This window comes from Aeromicrobium sp. (assembly GCF_025965075.1).
GTDB lineage: Bacteria > Actinomycetota > Actinomycetes > Propionibacteriales > Nocardioidaceae > Aeromicrobium.
Genome location: NZ_JAOPXQ010000276.1, coordinates 1 through 14838, shown reverse-complemented (window position 1 = coordinate 14838; position 14838 = coordinate 1). Strand labels below are relative to the sequence as shown.

Annotated in this window: 14 protein-coding genes and 1 pseudogene; 6 read left to right on the top strand and 9 right to left on the bottom strand. The window is 72.7% G+C overall.

Annotation, left to right across the window (positions count from 1 at the left end; genetic code table 11):
* Window positions 1-117, top strand: a pseudogene (locus tag JWQ91_RS16500) (organic hydroperoxide resistance protein); the annotation flags it as partial.
* Between the two features lie 76 nt (window positions 118-193).
* Here the strand turns inward: JWQ91_RS16500 and ligD are convergent.
* From ligD to JWQ91_RS16055, 4 genes are read right to left on the bottom strand one after another with little or no spacing between them, the layout of a single operon-like run.
* The gene (gene ligD / locus JWQ91_RS16070; protein ID WP_297786479.1) at window positions 194-1126 is read right to left on the bottom strand and encodes a non-homologous end-joining DNA ligase; all 933 of its coding nucleotides are present in this window, start codon (window positions 1124-1126) and stop codon (window positions 194-196) included.
* 1 nt (window position 1127) lies between these two features.
* Entirely contained in the window at window positions 1128-1943 is an 816-nt protein-coding gene (locus JWQ91_RS16065) for a hypothetical protein (RefSeq protein ID WP_297786476.1), read from the bottom strand.
* A 20-nt stretch (window positions 1944-1963) separates the two neighbouring features.
* Window positions 1964-2800, bottom strand: a complete 837-nt coding sequence (locus tag JWQ91_RS16060) for a MarR family transcriptional regulator (RefSeq protein ID WP_297786473.1) — start codon at window positions 2798-2800, stop codon at window positions 1964-1966.
* 19 nt (window positions 2801-2819) lie between these two features.
* A complete protein-coding gene (locus tag JWQ91_RS16055) occupies window positions 2820-3287 on the bottom strand; it encodes a hypothetical protein (protein WP_297786470.1) in 468 nt (155 codons plus the stop codon).
* Window positions 3288-3322: 35 nt separating this feature from the next.
* On the opposite strand from JWQ91_RS16055, the gene JWQ91_RS16050 reads away from it, so the two are divergent.
* Window positions 3323-4360, top strand: a complete 1038-nt coding sequence (locus tag JWQ91_RS16050; protein WP_297786467.1) for an NADP-dependent oxidoreductase — start codon at window positions 3323-3325, stop codon at window positions 4358-4360.
* On the opposite strand, the gene JWQ91_RS16045 is transcribed toward JWQ91_RS16050, so the two are convergent.
* Genes JWQ91_RS16045 through JWQ91_RS16030 form a run of 4 tightly spaced genes read right to left on the bottom strand, consistent with a single transcriptional unit; the run spans window position 4357 to window position 7913 of the window.
* Window positions 4357-5877: a precorrin-2 C(20)-methyltransferase gene (locus tag JWQ91_RS16045; RefSeq protein WP_297786465.1), complete on the bottom strand. Its 1521-nt coding sequence runs from the start codon at window positions 5875-5877 to the stop codon at window positions 4357-4359. The two genes, JWQ91_RS16050 and JWQ91_RS16045, sit on opposite strands and share 4 nt — an antisense overlap.
* The gene (locus tag JWQ91_RS16040; RefSeq protein WP_297786461.1) at window positions 5874-6518 is read right to left on the bottom strand and encodes a precorrin-8X methylmutase; all 645 of its coding nucleotides are present in this window, start codon (window positions 6516-6518) and stop codon (window positions 5874-5876) included. Before JWQ91_RS16040 ends, JWQ91_RS16045 begins: the two co-directional genes overlap by 4 nt.
* Window positions 6515-7393: a nitrite reductase gene (locus tag JWQ91_RS16035; protein WP_297786459.1), complete on the bottom strand. Its 879-nt coding sequence runs from the start codon at window positions 7391-7393 to the stop codon at window positions 6515-6517. The genes JWQ91_RS16040 and JWQ91_RS16035 overlap by 4 nt, the downstream gene beginning before the upstream one ends.
* 58 nt (window positions 7394-7451) lie before the next feature.
* A complete protein-coding gene (locus tag JWQ91_RS16030) occupies window positions 7452-7913 on the bottom strand; it encodes a universal stress protein (RefSeq protein WP_297786456.1) in 462 nt (153 codons plus the stop codon).
* 132 nt (window positions 7914-8045) lie between these two features.
* Between JWQ91_RS16030 and JWQ91_RS16025 the strand changes: the two genes are divergently transcribed.
* The 4 genes from JWQ91_RS16025 to cobF all read left to right on the top strand — a co-directional run bounded on the left by JWQ91_RS16025 (window position 8046) and on the right by cobF (window position 14203).
* Complete coding sequence (locus JWQ91_RS16025) at window positions 8046-9086, top strand: alpha/beta fold hydrolase (protein ID WP_297786453.1); 1041 nt, start codon at window positions 8046-8048, stop codon at window positions 9084-9086.
* 83 nt (window positions 9087-9169) lie between these two features.
* Complete coding sequence (locus JWQ91_RS16020) at window positions 9170-9694, top strand: hypothetical protein (protein WP_297786450.1); 525 nt, start codon at window positions 9170-9172, stop codon at window positions 9692-9694.
* A 149-nt stretch (window positions 9695-9843) separates the two neighbouring features.
* Window positions 9844-13431: a cobaltochelatase subunit CobN gene (gene cobN / locus JWQ91_RS16015; RefSeq protein ID WP_297786447.1), complete on the top strand. Its 3588-nt coding sequence runs from the start codon at window positions 9844-9846 to the stop codon at window positions 13429-13431.
* 10 nt (window positions 13432-13441) lie between these two features.
* Entirely contained in the window at window positions 13442-14203 is a 762-nt protein-coding gene (gene cobF / locus JWQ91_RS16010) for a precorrin-6A synthase (deacetylating) (RefSeq protein ID WP_297786446.1), read from the top strand.
* A gap of 138 nt (window positions 14204-14341) precedes the next feature.
* Here cobF and JWQ91_RS16005 read toward each other — a convergent pair.
* The coding region (locus JWQ91_RS16005) for an HNH endonuclease signature motif containing protein (protein WP_297786442.1) at window positions 14342-14838 on the bottom strand (497 nt) is incomplete at its 5' end.

The window sequence follows — 14838 nt, the reverse complement described above, 5'->3', positions numbered from 1 at the left end:
GGCGGCGTGTCGCAGGAGGACGCCGAGAAGGCCGTCGCCGTCGCGCACCAGGTCTGCCCCTACTCCAACGCGACCCGCGGCAACATCGACGTCAAGCTCGAGGTCGAGGTCGCCTGACGCACCCGGGCGCTGGGCCTGACGTTGTGACCGACACGCCGGCGGCGTGTCTGCAGAAACGTCAGGCCCAGCGGTGTCAGGGGTCGAGGCCGTCGCGGTCGGCCCACTCCAGCAGAGGGGCGATGTCGAACACCGCGGCGTCGATCCCGGCGTGGAGGTCGCCCAGCCGGGCGAACCGCTCCGGCACCGTCGCGATCGTGAAGTCGTGGGGGTCCAGGGCGTCGATCTCGTCCCACCCGACCGGCGTCGAGACCCGCCCGTCGGGGAAGCCCCGGACCGAGTACGCCGCCGCGATCGTGTGGTCGCGCGCGTTCTGGTTGTAGTCGACGAACAGCTGCGCCGGGTCGCGGTCCTTGCGCCACCACGCCGTCGTCACGTCGGGCGAGCGGCGCTCGACCTCGTGGGCGAACGCCAGTGCCGCGCGGCGTACGTCCGCGAACTCGTGCTCCGGCCGGATCCGGACGTAGACGTGCAGCCCCGAGCCGCCCGAGGTCTTGGGGAACCCCGTCGCCCCGAGCTCGTCGAGCACCTCGTGCACGATCCCCGCCACCCGCTGCACGGTGGCGAAGTCGCACTCCGGGCCCGGGTCGAGGTCGATCCGCCACTCGTCGGGCCTCTCGACGTGTCCGCGGCGGCTGTTCCACGGGTGCAGCTCGACGGTCGACATCTGGACGGCCCAGATGACGTGGGCCAGCTCGGTCACGCAGAGCTCGTCGACGTCCCGGTCGTAGCGGGGGAAGTGCACGCGCACGGTCTCGATCCACGGCGGAGCCCCGCTGGGGAGCTTCTTCTGGTGCACCTTGTCTCCGGCGAGACCCTTGGGGAAGCGGTGCAGCATGCACGGCCGCTCGTACAACGCGTTGACGATCCCGGGGCCCACCGCGAGGTAGTAGTCGACCAGGTCGAGCTTGGTCCAGCCGTGCTCGGGGAAGTAGACCCGGTCCGGGTTGGTCACCCGCACGACGCGGTCGTCCACCTCGATCTCGATGACGGGGGACGATGCGGCCATGTCAGTGCCCGAACGGGTCCGCACCCGAGGCGGCGATGCCCTTGGAGGCGGCCACGGCCAGATCTGCCACCGACCCCAGGTGCTTGACCGCGTCGGCGCCGATCCCGGCCAGCGTGGCGCGGTCGGTGTCGGCCTCGATCTGGGTACGCGCGAGGGCCCCGGCCTCCGTGATCGCGTTGGCGCCGTCGATCCAGCCGCGCTCCCGCAGGGCGGCCGCCGCCGCCTCCCACTCGACGTCGTCCCAGCCGCGCAGCTGCTGCTGGCCCGGCATCGCGAGCCCGGCGGCCTCGGCGAGGACGTTGGCCTGGGGGCCGTCGATCCCGGCGGCGGTCAGCACCGCGACGTGCGAGTCGCCGCGATACTCCCGCAGCGCCGTCGCGGCGTGCCACACCGCGCCGAGGTCGTCCTCGGGTGCCGGCAGGCCGACGTGGCCCGCGGCGAGCGGACGCCCGGACAGGTCGAGGCCGGGAAGGGCCGCCTGGAGGCCGGTCGCCAGCGCCGCGAGGTCGACGCCCGCGACGCCAGGGGCGATCGTGGCGCGCGCGAGGGCGTACCTCGCCTCGAGGATGTCGTCCCGTGAGGCCAGCGTCCAGGCCGTCGGCAGCGCGCGGTGCACCAGGCGGGGGGCGAAGCCGTGGAACGCTGCGACGACGACCTCGGCCCCGGGCGTGCCGAGCGCGGCGGAGCGGGACGCCATGTAGCCCATCCAGTAGCCCCTGAGCCCGACCTCCTCGAACGCGGCCTTGCTGTCCGGGGAGAAATAGACGACGTGGTGGATGGTCTCGACGGCGAACCAGAACGATCTGCGGAGGGTCACGTGCCGAGTATCTCCCAGGGTCAGGCCGGCGGCACCCCGGTCGGGTTGGGGTAGCTGACCGCGCCCGACTCCGCGATGCGCCGGGCGACCGCGACGAGGGCGTCCTCGACCGTGATCGCCCGCGCGGTGGCCTCGCGGTCGAAGCCGCCGGCCACGACCCGGTCGGTCGTGTCCTCGACCTGGCTGCGGGCGGAGCGGCCGGTGTCGGTCAGCGATCCGGTGACGTCGACCCAGCCGCGGGTGCCGAGCCGGCCGATCGCGGCGTCCCACTCCTCCTCGGTCCAGCCGCGGGCGGTGCGCTGCTCGGCCGGGGCGAGTCCCGCGGCGACGGCCAGCGCATTGGCGGCCGCGCCGTCGAGTCCCGCCGCGGTGAGGACGGCGACGTGGGAGTCCCCGCGATACTCCCGGATCACGGTCGCGGCGTGCCACAGCCGGGCGACGTCGTCGTCGGGCGCCGGCAGGTCGCGGTGCGCGGCGGCGAGCGGGCGCCCGGCGAAGTCGAGCCGCTCGACGACCAGGCCCAGGTCGCGGGCGAGCTTCCCGGTGTCGGCGTCCGCGAGCAGGGGCGACAGGACGTCCCGGGCGAGATCCGTGCGGGTCGCGAGGACGTCGTCGCGGGAGGCGTACGTCCATGCGTCGGGCAGCGCGCGCCCGATCCGCGACGGCGCGAACCCGTGGAACAGCGCCGTCACCAGCGTGGGCGACGGGGTGCCGAGCGCCGCCGACCGGGAGGCGACGTAGCCCATCCAGTAGCCCTTGAGCCCGATGGCCTCGAAGCGTTCCTTGGTGTCGGGCGCGAAGTAGACGACGCCGTGGATCGCCTCGACGGCCCGCCAGAATGCCCTGCTCTGCGTCATGCCCCCAGTGTTGCGGACGTCATCGGTAGCCGCGCTGCGGCCCGCGGACCAGCGCCGCGAACGCCCACGATCCGGCACCCAGCACCCCGGTGGTCAGGACGATGAGCGCGGCCGTCAGCGTGCCGTAGGCGAAGCCGCCGATGTCGGCGTCCACCACGCTGCAGGAGACCAGCGCCACCACCGCCGCGACCGGGATGGTCGGCAGGGAGGTCAGCCACGCGACGCCGTACGGGCTCGCGACCCCGGCCCGGCGCAGCGCCGCACCACCGGCCCAGATCAGCAGACCGATCAGCGCCAGCGGAACCGGCAGCAGGAAGATGCCCAGGCCGTACGTCAGCAGCACCCCGAGGAACGACACGGCCAGCAGCAGGCTCGAGACCGCCGTCACGCCGGCCCCGGCGAGCAGGACGACGTCCCAGCGGATCGCCGCCTGGTCGACCCGGCCCAGCGGGGGCTCCATGGGGTGCCGCGGCGCGGGCGTCGTCATGCTGTGACAGTAGTGCGGCGGTACAGTCCCTCGGGATGAGCACCCCAGACCACAACACCCGCATCCTGCTCGACTCCCGCCCGCACGGCGAGCCGACCCCCGACAACTTCCGGTTCGAGACCGTGCCGGTCCCCGCGCCCGCCGAGGGCGAGGTCCTGCTCCGCACGATCTACCTCTCGCTGGATCCCTACATGCGTGGCCGCATGAACGACGCCAAGTCGTACGCCGCGCCGGTCGAGCTCGGCGCCGTCATGGAGGGTGGCACGGTCTGCGAGGTCGTGGAGTCCCGTGATCCCGGGCTCGCACCCGGGGACATCGTGCTGGCCCACGGGGGCTGGCAGGAGTACGCCGTCGCACCCGCCCGGCAGGTCCGCAGGCTCGATCCCGCCCGCGCCCCCATCTCGACCGCCGTCGGCGTGCTCGGGATGCCGGGCTTCACGGCGTACGCCGGACTGCTCGAGATCGGTCGTCCCCAGCCGGGCGAGACCGTCGTGGTGGCCGCCGCGGCCGGGCCCGTCGGGTCGACGGTCGGCCAGATCGCGCGGATCAAGGGCGCCCGCGCGGTCGGCATCGCCGGTGGCGCGGACAAGGTCGCCTGGCTCGAGGAGCTGGGCTTCGACGTCGCGTTGGACCACCGGTCGCCGACGTTCAGGGACGACCTCGAGGCCGCCGTGCCGGACGGCATCGACGTCTACTTCGAGAACGTCGGCGGGCACGTCTGGGACGCCGTGCTGCCGCGCCTCAACACGTACGCCCGGGTGCCGGTCTGCGGGCTGGTCTCGCACTACAACGAGACCGAGCTGCCGGCCGGGCCGGACCGCTCCTCGCGGCTCATGACGGCGATCCTGACCAGGAGCCTGACGGTCCGCGGCTTCATCCAGAACGAGTTCGTGTCGTCGCACTACAAGGCGTTCCAGGCCGATGCCGCGGGTTGGATCGCCGACGGCTCGCTGCGCTACAAGGAGGACATCGTCGCCGGTCTCGACAACGCCCCGGACGCCTTCCTCGGCATGCTGAAGGGCCAGAACTTCGGCAAGCTCGTCGTGCAGGTCGGCGCGGACCCGACCAGCTAGTCGGTGAAGCGCGGGGTCCAGGCCTGGCCCGCGCCGGTGACCGTCGTGCCGCTCGCGCCGATGATCAGCAGGCACTTCATGTCGATCGTCGCCGTGTCGAGCTCGCCCAGCGTCGTGACGGTCAGCGACTCCTCGGCCCGGCCCACGTCGCGGCCGACCACGACGACGGTGTCGGGGGACCGCTGCTCGAGCAGGACGCGCTGGGCGTCGGCGACCTGGGTCGTGCGGGAGCGTGACGCCGGGTTGTAGATCCCGAGCACGAGGTCGGCCTCGGCGACGGCGCGCAGCCGCTTCTCGATCAGCGACCAGGGCTTGAGCCGGTCCGACAGGCTCATGACCGCGAAGTCGCCGCCGATCGGGGCGCCGGCGCGGGCCGCCACGACCTGCACGGCCGAGAGGCCCGGGAGGACCCGGATCGGCACGTCGGCGTACGCCGCGTCCTCCGCGGCCTCGAACACCGCGGCGGCCATCCCGAAGATCCCGGCATCGCCACCGGAGACGACCGCGACCCGCTCGCCGCGCAGCGCCAGGTCCAGGGCCAGCCGGGCCCGGTCGACCTCGACGGTGTTGCCCGAGGCGTGCCGGGTCAGCCCCTCGCGCTGGGGGACGCGGTCGACGTACGGCGCGTAGCCGATGACGTGCTGCACGTCGGCCAGCGCCGCGGTGACCTCGGGGGTGATCCACCGGTCGGGCCCGGGACCGAGGCCCACCACGAGGAGCTCGGCGGTGCCGACCGGAGAATCTGGGTTTGTCCGCGCCGGCGCGGACAAATCCAGATGTCCTCGTCCCACCGGGGCGGGCTTGGTGTCGCCGGGGACGACGATCAGCGAGAAGTAGGGCACCGAGGCGGGGTCCACGTCGGCGACGGGGAGCCAGCGTTCCTCGGGCATCGAGGCCCGTTCGACGTACAGCGCCCCCTCCAGCCGGCCGGCCTGGCGCAGCGCCGAGACGACGGCGGGAAAGGTCCGACCGAGCTTCATGATGATCGCACCGTCGGTGTCCGCGAGGCGCCGGGCGAGCTCGGGCTCGGGCAGCGTCCCGGGCAGGATCGTCAGCACGTCGGTCAGCCGGACCAGCGGCGCCGCGACGGCGGCCGTGGCGGCGGCGAACGCCGGCACGCCGGGCACGACCTCGGTCTCGAACCGGCCCGCGAGCCGGTCGTGCATGTACATGTACGACCCGTAGAACAGCGGATCGCCCTCCGCGAGGATCACGACGTCACGGCCGGCCTCCAGGTGCGCGCCGAGCCGCTGCGCGCACTCCTCGTAGAACGCCGCCATCGCGCCGGCGTAGCCGCCCGGGTGGTCGGTCGTCCCCGTCGTGACGGGATATTGCAGGACCTCCTCGACGACGCCGTCGGGGAACAGCCCGACCGCGATGCGTCGCGCGTTGGACGACTTGCCGACGCCCTGGTGGTACGCCACGACGTCCGCCGAGCCGATCAGCCGGGCCGCCTTGAGCGTGATGAGCTCGGGGTCGCCGGGGCCGAGCCCGACCCCGTACAGCCGGCCGGTCACTCCTTCTCCTGCGCCAGCGCGTTGAGCGCCGAGGCGGCCATCGCCGACCCGCCGCGCCGACCCCGCACCGTGAGGAACGGGATGTCGAGCGGGAACGAGGCGAGCGCGTCCTTGGACTCGGCCGCCCCGATGAAGCCCACCGGGGTGCCGATGATCGCGGCGGGCCGGGGGGCGCCGTCGAGCAGCATCTCCAGCAGGTGGAACAGTGCGGTCGGCGCATTGCCGAACGCCACGACGGCCCCCTCCAGCCGGTCCTCCCACAGCGACACCGCGGCGGCGGACCGGGTCGTGCCCCACTCCTTCGCCAGCGGGGGCACCCGCTCGTCGCGCAGCAGGCACAGCACCTCGTTGTCCGTGGGCAGACGCGCGCGGGTGACACCGGAGGCGACCATCGTGGCATCGGTGAGGATCGGGGCGCCCGACTCCAGCGCCGTGCGCGCGGCCGACACGAGGCGAGGATGGATCACGAGGTCGTCGGTGAGGTCGGTCTGCCCGCACGCGTGGACCATGCGGACCGCGATCTTCTCGGCGTCGGACGGGAGGTGCGACAGGTCCGACTCGGCCCGGATCGTGGCGAACGAGTCGACGTAGATCGCCGCGCCGTCGGCGACGTAGTCGAAGTGGCGTGCGGGCTTCTTCATGCGGTCTCCAGGTCGGGGATGACGATGCTGCGCCACGGTGTCACGATGACCTCGCCCGTCGACCGGGCGGTGATGGTCGCGGCCAGCGACCGCGTCAGCAGCCCGTCCGGGACGGCCACGTGCTGGGCGACGGCGCCGTCGTCCTGCGGAATGATGCCGTACGGCAGCGGGAGCGAGGTGACCTGGGTGCGGACGTCGCGGGCGAAGTGCCCGCCGATCAGCCCGGCACCCCCCTCGGGCAGCTCATCGACGTGCCAGGGCGCCGTCTCGCCGGACCCGGCCGCGTCGAGGAACCGTCGGGCGTACGCCACGAGGGCCGCCGGTGCCTCGTCGAGCGTCACGACGGGACCCCAGTGCGCGGTCCCGACGCGGAGCTGGACGGCGTCGTGGTCGACGGCCGTGACGCCGAGGTCGAGGGAGCGGTGCCCGACGTCGCCGCGGCCGTCGTCGAGGACGAACAGGAAGCGCCCCGCGAGCCGGGCCAGGTCGGGATCGGCGCACACCAGCTCGTCGAGACGGCGGGCCGGCTCCCGGAGATCGGCCCGGCCGCCCGCGCGACCGGTCAACGGCGACACCATGATGTTGCGGACCAGCTCGTGGCTCGGCGAGGGCAGGAAGCCGGCCGTCGTGAGGGCGTCGACCAGCGCCGGCGACACGCAGCCGTCGGTGTGGGCGATGCCGCGCAGCTGCAGGTTGGTGCGCTTGGTCAGCAGGACCGTGCCGTCACCATGGGCCTCCGCGACGTTCACGACCGCCGCGAGCGCCTCACGCGACACGACCCCGCCGACCAGCCGGAGCCGGACGATGGCGCCGTCGTCCGCGATCCACGGGCGGAACACGCCAGGGCATCGGTCGACGTGGGTGCGGGAGGTCACGGGGCCATTGTCTCAGCCCCGCTCGAGCACCTCGGCGTCACGGACGAGGGTTGGGACGTCAGCCCCTGCGGGCGCGCCGGACCTTGTCCTGGGGCCGCACCACGAGCACGGGGCACGGGGCGTGGCTCATGACCCGGTGCGCCACCGAGCCCATCAGGACGGCCTCGGTGCGGCTGCTGCTGCTCGCGATGACGATGAGCCCCGATCCCATCTCGCGGGCGGCCTTGACGATCTCCGAGGACGGCGACCCGCCGTAGACGTGGGTCGTGACCTCGCGGGCCCAGCCGCGCAGCTCGTCGGCCATCGCGGCCGTCGCACGTTCGGCGGAGCGGCGGAACGAGATGTCCTCGAGGGAGTCCCCGCCGCCCTCGGCCTCGTTGGCGAAGGGGACGGCGGCCAGCGGGCTGACGACGGCCAGTACCGCGACCGAGGTGATTGAGCTCGGATCGGCGAACGACCTCAGGTAGGCGGCGGCATCCAGCGACTGCTGTGATCCGTCAGTGGCGATCAGGACGTGCACGGTGCCTCCAGGTGGTGCGGGACCGGCCGGACCCCCCCGGTCAGCGTGTGGCCCCATCGTGCCAGCGAAGTCACGGTCGCGCCACGGTTGCGTACGGCAACCGTGTGACCGGGCGTCGGCGATCATCGAGGTATGAGCAGTGGTGCCGGTGCCCGCACGGGGTGGACCGCCGTGGCGGTCCTGCTCCTGGCGCTGGCGGCGTGCACGGGCACCGACGACGGTGAAGCCCGTCCCACGACGACCGGCACGCGCAGCGCGGACGCGTCGTCCACGCCCAGCCCGAGCGCCAGCCCGACGCCGACCCCGGTGCCAGACCCGAGGTCGCTGCCGGCGCTCTTCGACCAGCGGATCGAGGGTGGCGGGCTGCGCTCGACCGGTGGGGCGATCGACCGGGGCCGCTTCCGGCAGGTGCCGGTGCGCTATCGCAGCGGCAACCTCACGATCACGGGCCAGCTGTTCGTGCCCGACGGGGACGGACCGTTCCCCGCCGTCATCCTCAACCACGGCTACATCGAGCCGTCGGTGTACGTCTCGGGGCAGGGCATGCCCCGCGAGCAGGCGGCGCTGGCACAGGCCGGCTTCGTCGTCCTGCACACCGACTACCGCGGGCACGCCGGCTCCGACGACACCGGACCCCTCGACCTGGAGTCGCGGCTGGGCTACACCCGGGACACGATCGCCGCGGTCCGGGCGGTCAGGAAGCTGGACGCCGTCGACCCGGACCGGGTCGCCATGATGGGGAGATCGATGGGCGGCGGGGTCACGCTCAACGCCCTCGTCGTCGAGCCGGGGATCGTCGACGCCGCCGTCGTCTATGCGTCGGTCAGCAGCTCGTTCGAGGACAACTTCCGCCGCTGGACCGTGCCGGGTCGGCCGGACCGGGCCCGCGCCGTCGAGGAGCGCTGGGGGACCGCCGACGACGAGCCGCAGAAGTGGGCCGGCCTGTCGGCGCGAACGTACTTCGACCGGGTCGAGGTGCCGGTGCTGATGCATCACGGCACCGACGACGAGTCCTGCCCCTATCCGTGGGCGACCGCGACCCGCAACGCCCTGCGCCGGGCCGGCGCGGACGTGCGGCTGATCACCTACCGGGGCGAGCACCACACGTTCGGGCCGCGGTGGCAGGCCTCGATGGATCGCACGATCGACTTCCTGCGCGACGAGCTGCGCTGAGCCGGCGGGTCAGGGTCGCAGCAGGTAGCCGCGCCTCCGCGGGCAGTACGACCTGTAGCGACACGCAGGTAGGGTCAGCCGCCATGAGGCCCGTCCGCTCCACCGCCTGCGTCCTGCTCGTCACGCTGGTCCTGGCCGCGGGGTGCTCTGGCGAACCCGATGCGAAGGGATCCGAGAGGGCCCTCGAGGACAGCCGCTCGGCGGTTGCCCAGGAGGTCAGGGACGCTGTGAAGGCGCTGGCGTACGTCGGCCTGGAGGCGAGCTCCCTCTCGGGCGGCTTCACGACCTGCGGCAGCAAGGGCCCCAGTGCTGCCAGCGTCAAGTACGCCGCTGGTGGGCGGGTCGAGGGAGGCGACGGCACGCTGGAGGAACGCATCGCCGGTGCCGCCCGGGTGCTGACCGCGTCCGGCTGGACGATCCGCCGCCAGGGGGAGACGGCGAGCGGTGGGGCGTACAGCCGGCTGACCCGCAGTGGCATCGAGCTCTCCCTCGACCGTGACCGGCTCGCCGGCAGTGATGCCTTCGTCCTCGGCGCCAGCGGCGACTGCATCGAGGTCACCGACGAGCAGGCCGACAACCTCCCGGACGACGACCGGATCGTGCCCTGAACGGGGCCGGTAGGCTGTCGCTCACTTCCACGACGCAGGAATTCCGGTGGGACTCCGGAGCGGTTCCGCCACTGTGAACGCCATCAAGGCCAGCCAGACACTGAGGCGTGGAGCAACCACCCAACGGGGCGTGAACCCCGAGGAGGAACATGACGCGCATCGCGCTGCTGTCCACGTCCGACACCGACCTGCTGTCCGCGCGGGCCTCGGGGGCCGACTACACGTACGCCAACCCGGCCCGGCCCGGTCACACCGAGATGGCCGCCGCGATCGAGGCCGCCGATCTCGTCGTCGCCCGCATCCTGGGCTCGCCGCAGGACCTGTGCTCGGGCTTCGACCGCATCAAGGCCACGGGCAAGCCGATGGTCGTCCTCGGCGGTGAGCAGACGCCGAACGCCGAGCTCATGGAGCAGTCGACCGTCCCGATCGGCATCGCCGCGGACGCGCACGTCTATCTCGCGGAGGGCGGACCGGCCAACCTCGCCCAGCTGCACGCCTTCCTCTCCGACACGATCCTGCTGACCGGTGAGGGCTTCGAGCCGCCCGCGGTCCTGCCCGAGTTCGGGGTGGCCGAGCGGCCCGAGCTGTCACCCGACCTGCCTCGGATCGGCGTCCTCTACTACCGTGCCCACGAGGCGTCCGGCAACAACGGCTTCGCGCACTCGCTGGCCGACGCGATCGACGCGACCGGCGAGGCCGTCGGCGTGCCGATCTTCTCCTCCTCGCTGCGTGCGGCTCCCGATGACCTGTTCGTCGAGCTGGGCACGCTCGACGCCCTGGTCGTCACGGTCCTGGCCGCCGGCGGCACCAAGCCCGGCACCGTCAGTGCCGGTGGCGACGACGAGTCGTGGGACGTCGCCCGGATCAAGGCGCTCGACATCCCGATCCTGCAGGGCCTGTGCCTTACCTCGAGCCGTGAGGACTGGGAGGCGTCCGACGACGGCGTCTCGCCGATCGACTCGGCCAGCCAGATCGCGATCCCCGAGTTCGACGGCCGGATCATCACGGCCCCGTTCTCGTTCAAGGAGATCGACCGCGACGGGCTGCCCCGCTACGTCGCCGACGACGAGCGCAGCGCTCGCGTCGCCGGCATCGCGATCGCCCACGCCCGCCTGCGCCACACGCCGCCGGCCGAGCGGAGGATCGTGCTGATGCTGTCGGCCTACCCGACCAAGCACAGCCGGGTCGGCAACGCCGTCGGCCTCGACACCCCGGTCTCGACGATCCGGCTGCTGCGCGAGCTGCGCGACGCCGGCTACGACCTCGGCGCGCCCGGCGAGATCCCCGGCCTCGAGCTCGACGACCTGACCGAGGCCGGGGACGCCCTGATCCACGCGCTCATCGCGGCGGGCGGCCAGGACGAGGAGTGGCTCACGCAGGTGCAGCTGACCGAGAGCCACGTGCGCATTCCCGCCGAGCAGTACGCCGGATGGTTCGAGGGCTTCCACCCCGACCTGCGCGAGGCGATGCACGAGGCCTGGGGCCCGGCGCCGGGCCAGCTCTTCCTCAACGAGGAGCGGGAGATCGTGCTGGCCACGATCCGCGCGGGCAACATCGTGCTGATGATCCAGCCGCCCCGTGGCTACGGCGAGAACCCCGTCGCGATCTACCACGACCCGGACATGGCACCGTCGCACCACTACCTGGCCGCCTACCGCTGGGTCGAGGAGTCCTTCGGGGCGCACGCCGTCGTCCACCTCGGCAAGCACGGCTCGATGGAGTGGCTGCCGGGCAAGAACGCCGCCCTGTCGGCCTCGTGCGGCACGGACGCCGCGATCGGCAACCTGCCGCTGATCTACCCGTTCCTGGTCAACGACCCGGGCGAGGGCGCGCAGGCCAAGCGTCGCGCACACGCCACGATCGTCGACCACCTGATCCCGCCGATGGCGCGCGCGGAGTCGTACGGCGACATCGCCAGGCTCGAGCAGCTGCTCGACGAGTACGCCAACATCGCGGCGATGGACCCGGCCAAGCTGCCGGCGATCCGGTCGCAGATCTGGACCCACATGCGGGCCGCGGAGATGCACCGCGACCTGGGCCTCGACGACATCCCCGACGAGGACGACTTCGACGACTTCATCTTCAACGTCGACGGCTGGCTGTGCGAGATCAAGGACGCGCAGATCCGCGACGGCCTGCACGTCCTCGGCCAGGCGCCGCAGGGCGAGGCGCGGGTCAACCTCGTGCTGTCGATCCTGCGCGCGAGCCAGATCTGGGGCGGCGAGGCCGGGGCGGTGCCCGGACTGCGGGCCGCGCTCGGCCTCACGGAAGGCAGTGGCCAGCTCGGCGACATCGACCGGATCGAGGCGCAGGCCCGCGCGCTGGTGCTCGCGATGGAAGAGGCGGGCTGGGATGCCGCCGCTGCCCGCGGCCTGAGCGACGTCCCCGATGTCGTGCGGGTGCTCGAGTTCGCGGCGACGGAGGTCGTACCGCGACTGGCCAGGACGACCGACGAGCTGGACCACGTGCTGCGCGCCCTCGACGGCGGCTTCATCCCCGCGGGTCCGTCCGGCTCGCCGTTGCGCGGGCTGGTCAACGTGCTGCCGACCGGCCGCAACTTCTACACCGTCGATCCCAAGGCCGTGCCGTCCCGCCTCGCCTGGGAGACCGGCCGGGCGATGGCCGACTCGCTGATCGAGCGGCACCTTGCCGACACCGGCGACTACCCCCGCTCGGTCGGCCTCTCGGTGTGGGGCACGTCGGCGATGCGGACGTCCGGCGACGACATCGCCGAGGTCCTGGCCCTGATCGGCGTCGAGCCGGAGTGGGACGAGGCGTCCCGCCGGGTCAACGGCCTGCGGATCGTGCCGCCGGAGGAGCTCGGCCGGCCCCGGATCGACGTCACGGTCCGGATCTCGGGCTTCTTCCGCGACGCCTTCCCGCACGTCATCGCGATCCTCGACGACGCGATCCGCCAGGTCGCCGAGCTCGACGAGACGGACGAGCAGAACTTCGTCCGCGCGCACGCCCGACGCGACCTCGCCGAGCACGGCGACGCCCGCCGGTCCACGACCCGCATCTTCGGCTCGAAGCCCGGCTCGTACGGCGCGGGCATCCTGCAGGTCATCGAGGCCGGTAACTGGAAGAACGACGACGACCTCGCCGAGGTCTACACCGCGTGGGGCGGCTTCGCGTACGGCCGCGACCTCGACGGCGCACCCGCCGCCGACGACATGCGGGCCAACTACCGGCGCATCGCGGTCGCGGCCAAGAACATCGACACCCGCGAGCACGACATCGCCGACTCGGACGACTACTTCCAGTACCACGGCGGGATGGTCGCGACGGTCCGTGCGTTGACCGGGCAGGACCCCAAGGCGTACGTCGGCGACTCGACGACCCCCGACGCGGTCCGCACCCGCACGCTGCAGGAGGAGACGACCCGGGTGTTCCGCGCGCGCGTCGTCAACCCGCGCTGGATCGGCGCGATGCAGCGGCACGGCTACAAGGGCGCGTTCGAGCTCGCCGCGACGGTCGACTACCTGTTCGGCTTCGACGCGACGACCGGCGTGGTGCACGACTGGATGTACGAGACCCTCGCCAACGAGTACGTCCTGGACGAGGTCAACCAGGAGTTCATGAAGAAGTCGAACCCCTGGGCGCTGCGCGGGATCATCGAGCGGCTCAACGAGGCCGCCGACCGGGACCTGTGGGCCGAGCCCGACCCGGACGTCCTGGCGCAGATGCAGCAGGTCTACCTCGACATCGAGGGCGACCTGGAGGACCGGGGCCAGTGAGAGGCAGCGCGTGACCAGACGCATCCGGGTCATCGGGATCGGCGCGGGCCACCCCGACCAGGTGACGGTCGAGGCGATCGACGCGCTGCGCTCGGTCGACTACTTCGTGACCGCCGACAAGGGCGACGACGACCCGCTGCTGGCCGCGCGGCACGCGCTGCTCGCGCGACACCTCGACGTCGTCCCACCGGTCGTCGCGGTGCGCGACCCCCAGCGGGACCGCGCCCCCGGCGACTACGGGCAGGCCGTCGTCGACTGGCACGACGCGCGCGCCGAGGCGTACGAGCGCGTCCTGCTCGAGCGCGAGGGCGACGTCGGCTTCCTGGTCTGGGGCGATCCCGCGTTCTACGACTCCACGATCCGGGTCGTCGAGAAGGTGCTCGCGCGCGGATCCGTCGAGGCCGAGTGGGACGTCGTCCCGGGCATCTCGAGCCTGCAGTTGCTCGCCGCGCGGCACCGCATCGTGCTGCACGACGTCGGCCAGCCGATCCTGGTGACGACGAGCCGCCGGCTCCACGAGGCCCGTGACGCCGGCGCCGAGAACATCCTGGTGATGCTGAGCTCGACGCTCGACCTCGAGGGCTTCGAGGACTGGGACATCTGGTGGGGGGCCAACCTCGGGACCCCCGACGAACGGCTCGTGAGCGGCCGGGCCGTCGAGGTCGCGGTCGACGTCCTGGCGGCGCGCATCGACGTCAAGGGCCGGGTCGGCTGGATCATGGACGTCTACCTGCTCCGCAAGCGCCCGGCGTTCACCCCGCCGCCTGCCTGACCCCCGGCGGGCCGGGCTCAATGCGCGTCGTCTCGGTATCCGCCCAGGATCATCCACGCTGCGGAGCCGATCCCGACGCCAACAGAGACGCCACGTGCGATCAGCCAGCGAGGATGTGTATCGATCGATCGGGCCGCGCTATTGGCGGAGGTGGCCGGGGTTGTCGTCGCGGGGCAGGACCGGGGGCGGGTCGGACCGGTATTCGTGGCCGGTGGGGGTGCGCCAGATGGTGGCCTTGCCGGAGCTGGTGACCTGCCAGTCGGGTTGGTGCTTGATGGAGTGGGACCGTTTGCACAGTCCTTGGCCGTTGTCGGCGGTGGTGGGGCCGCCGAGCTGGAAGTCGGTGATGTGGTCGGTGTCGCGGATGCTGCAGTCGCACCCGGGTTGCCGGCACCTGCGGTCGCGGGCTCTGACGTAGGCGTTGATCGGGCCCTCGTAACGTCGGCGGCGGGTGTCGCGGGCGACCAGGGTGCCGTCGACGGGGTCGGTGAGGAACCGGCGGGTCCACCGGTGGCGGGCCTTGGCGATGATCTCCTCGGCCACATCGGGTGCGACGGGCCCGTAGCCGACGAGGTCGGCGGGGGTGTCGCCACCGTTGAACACGGTGCCGGCGTCCATCACGACCTGGACCTCGA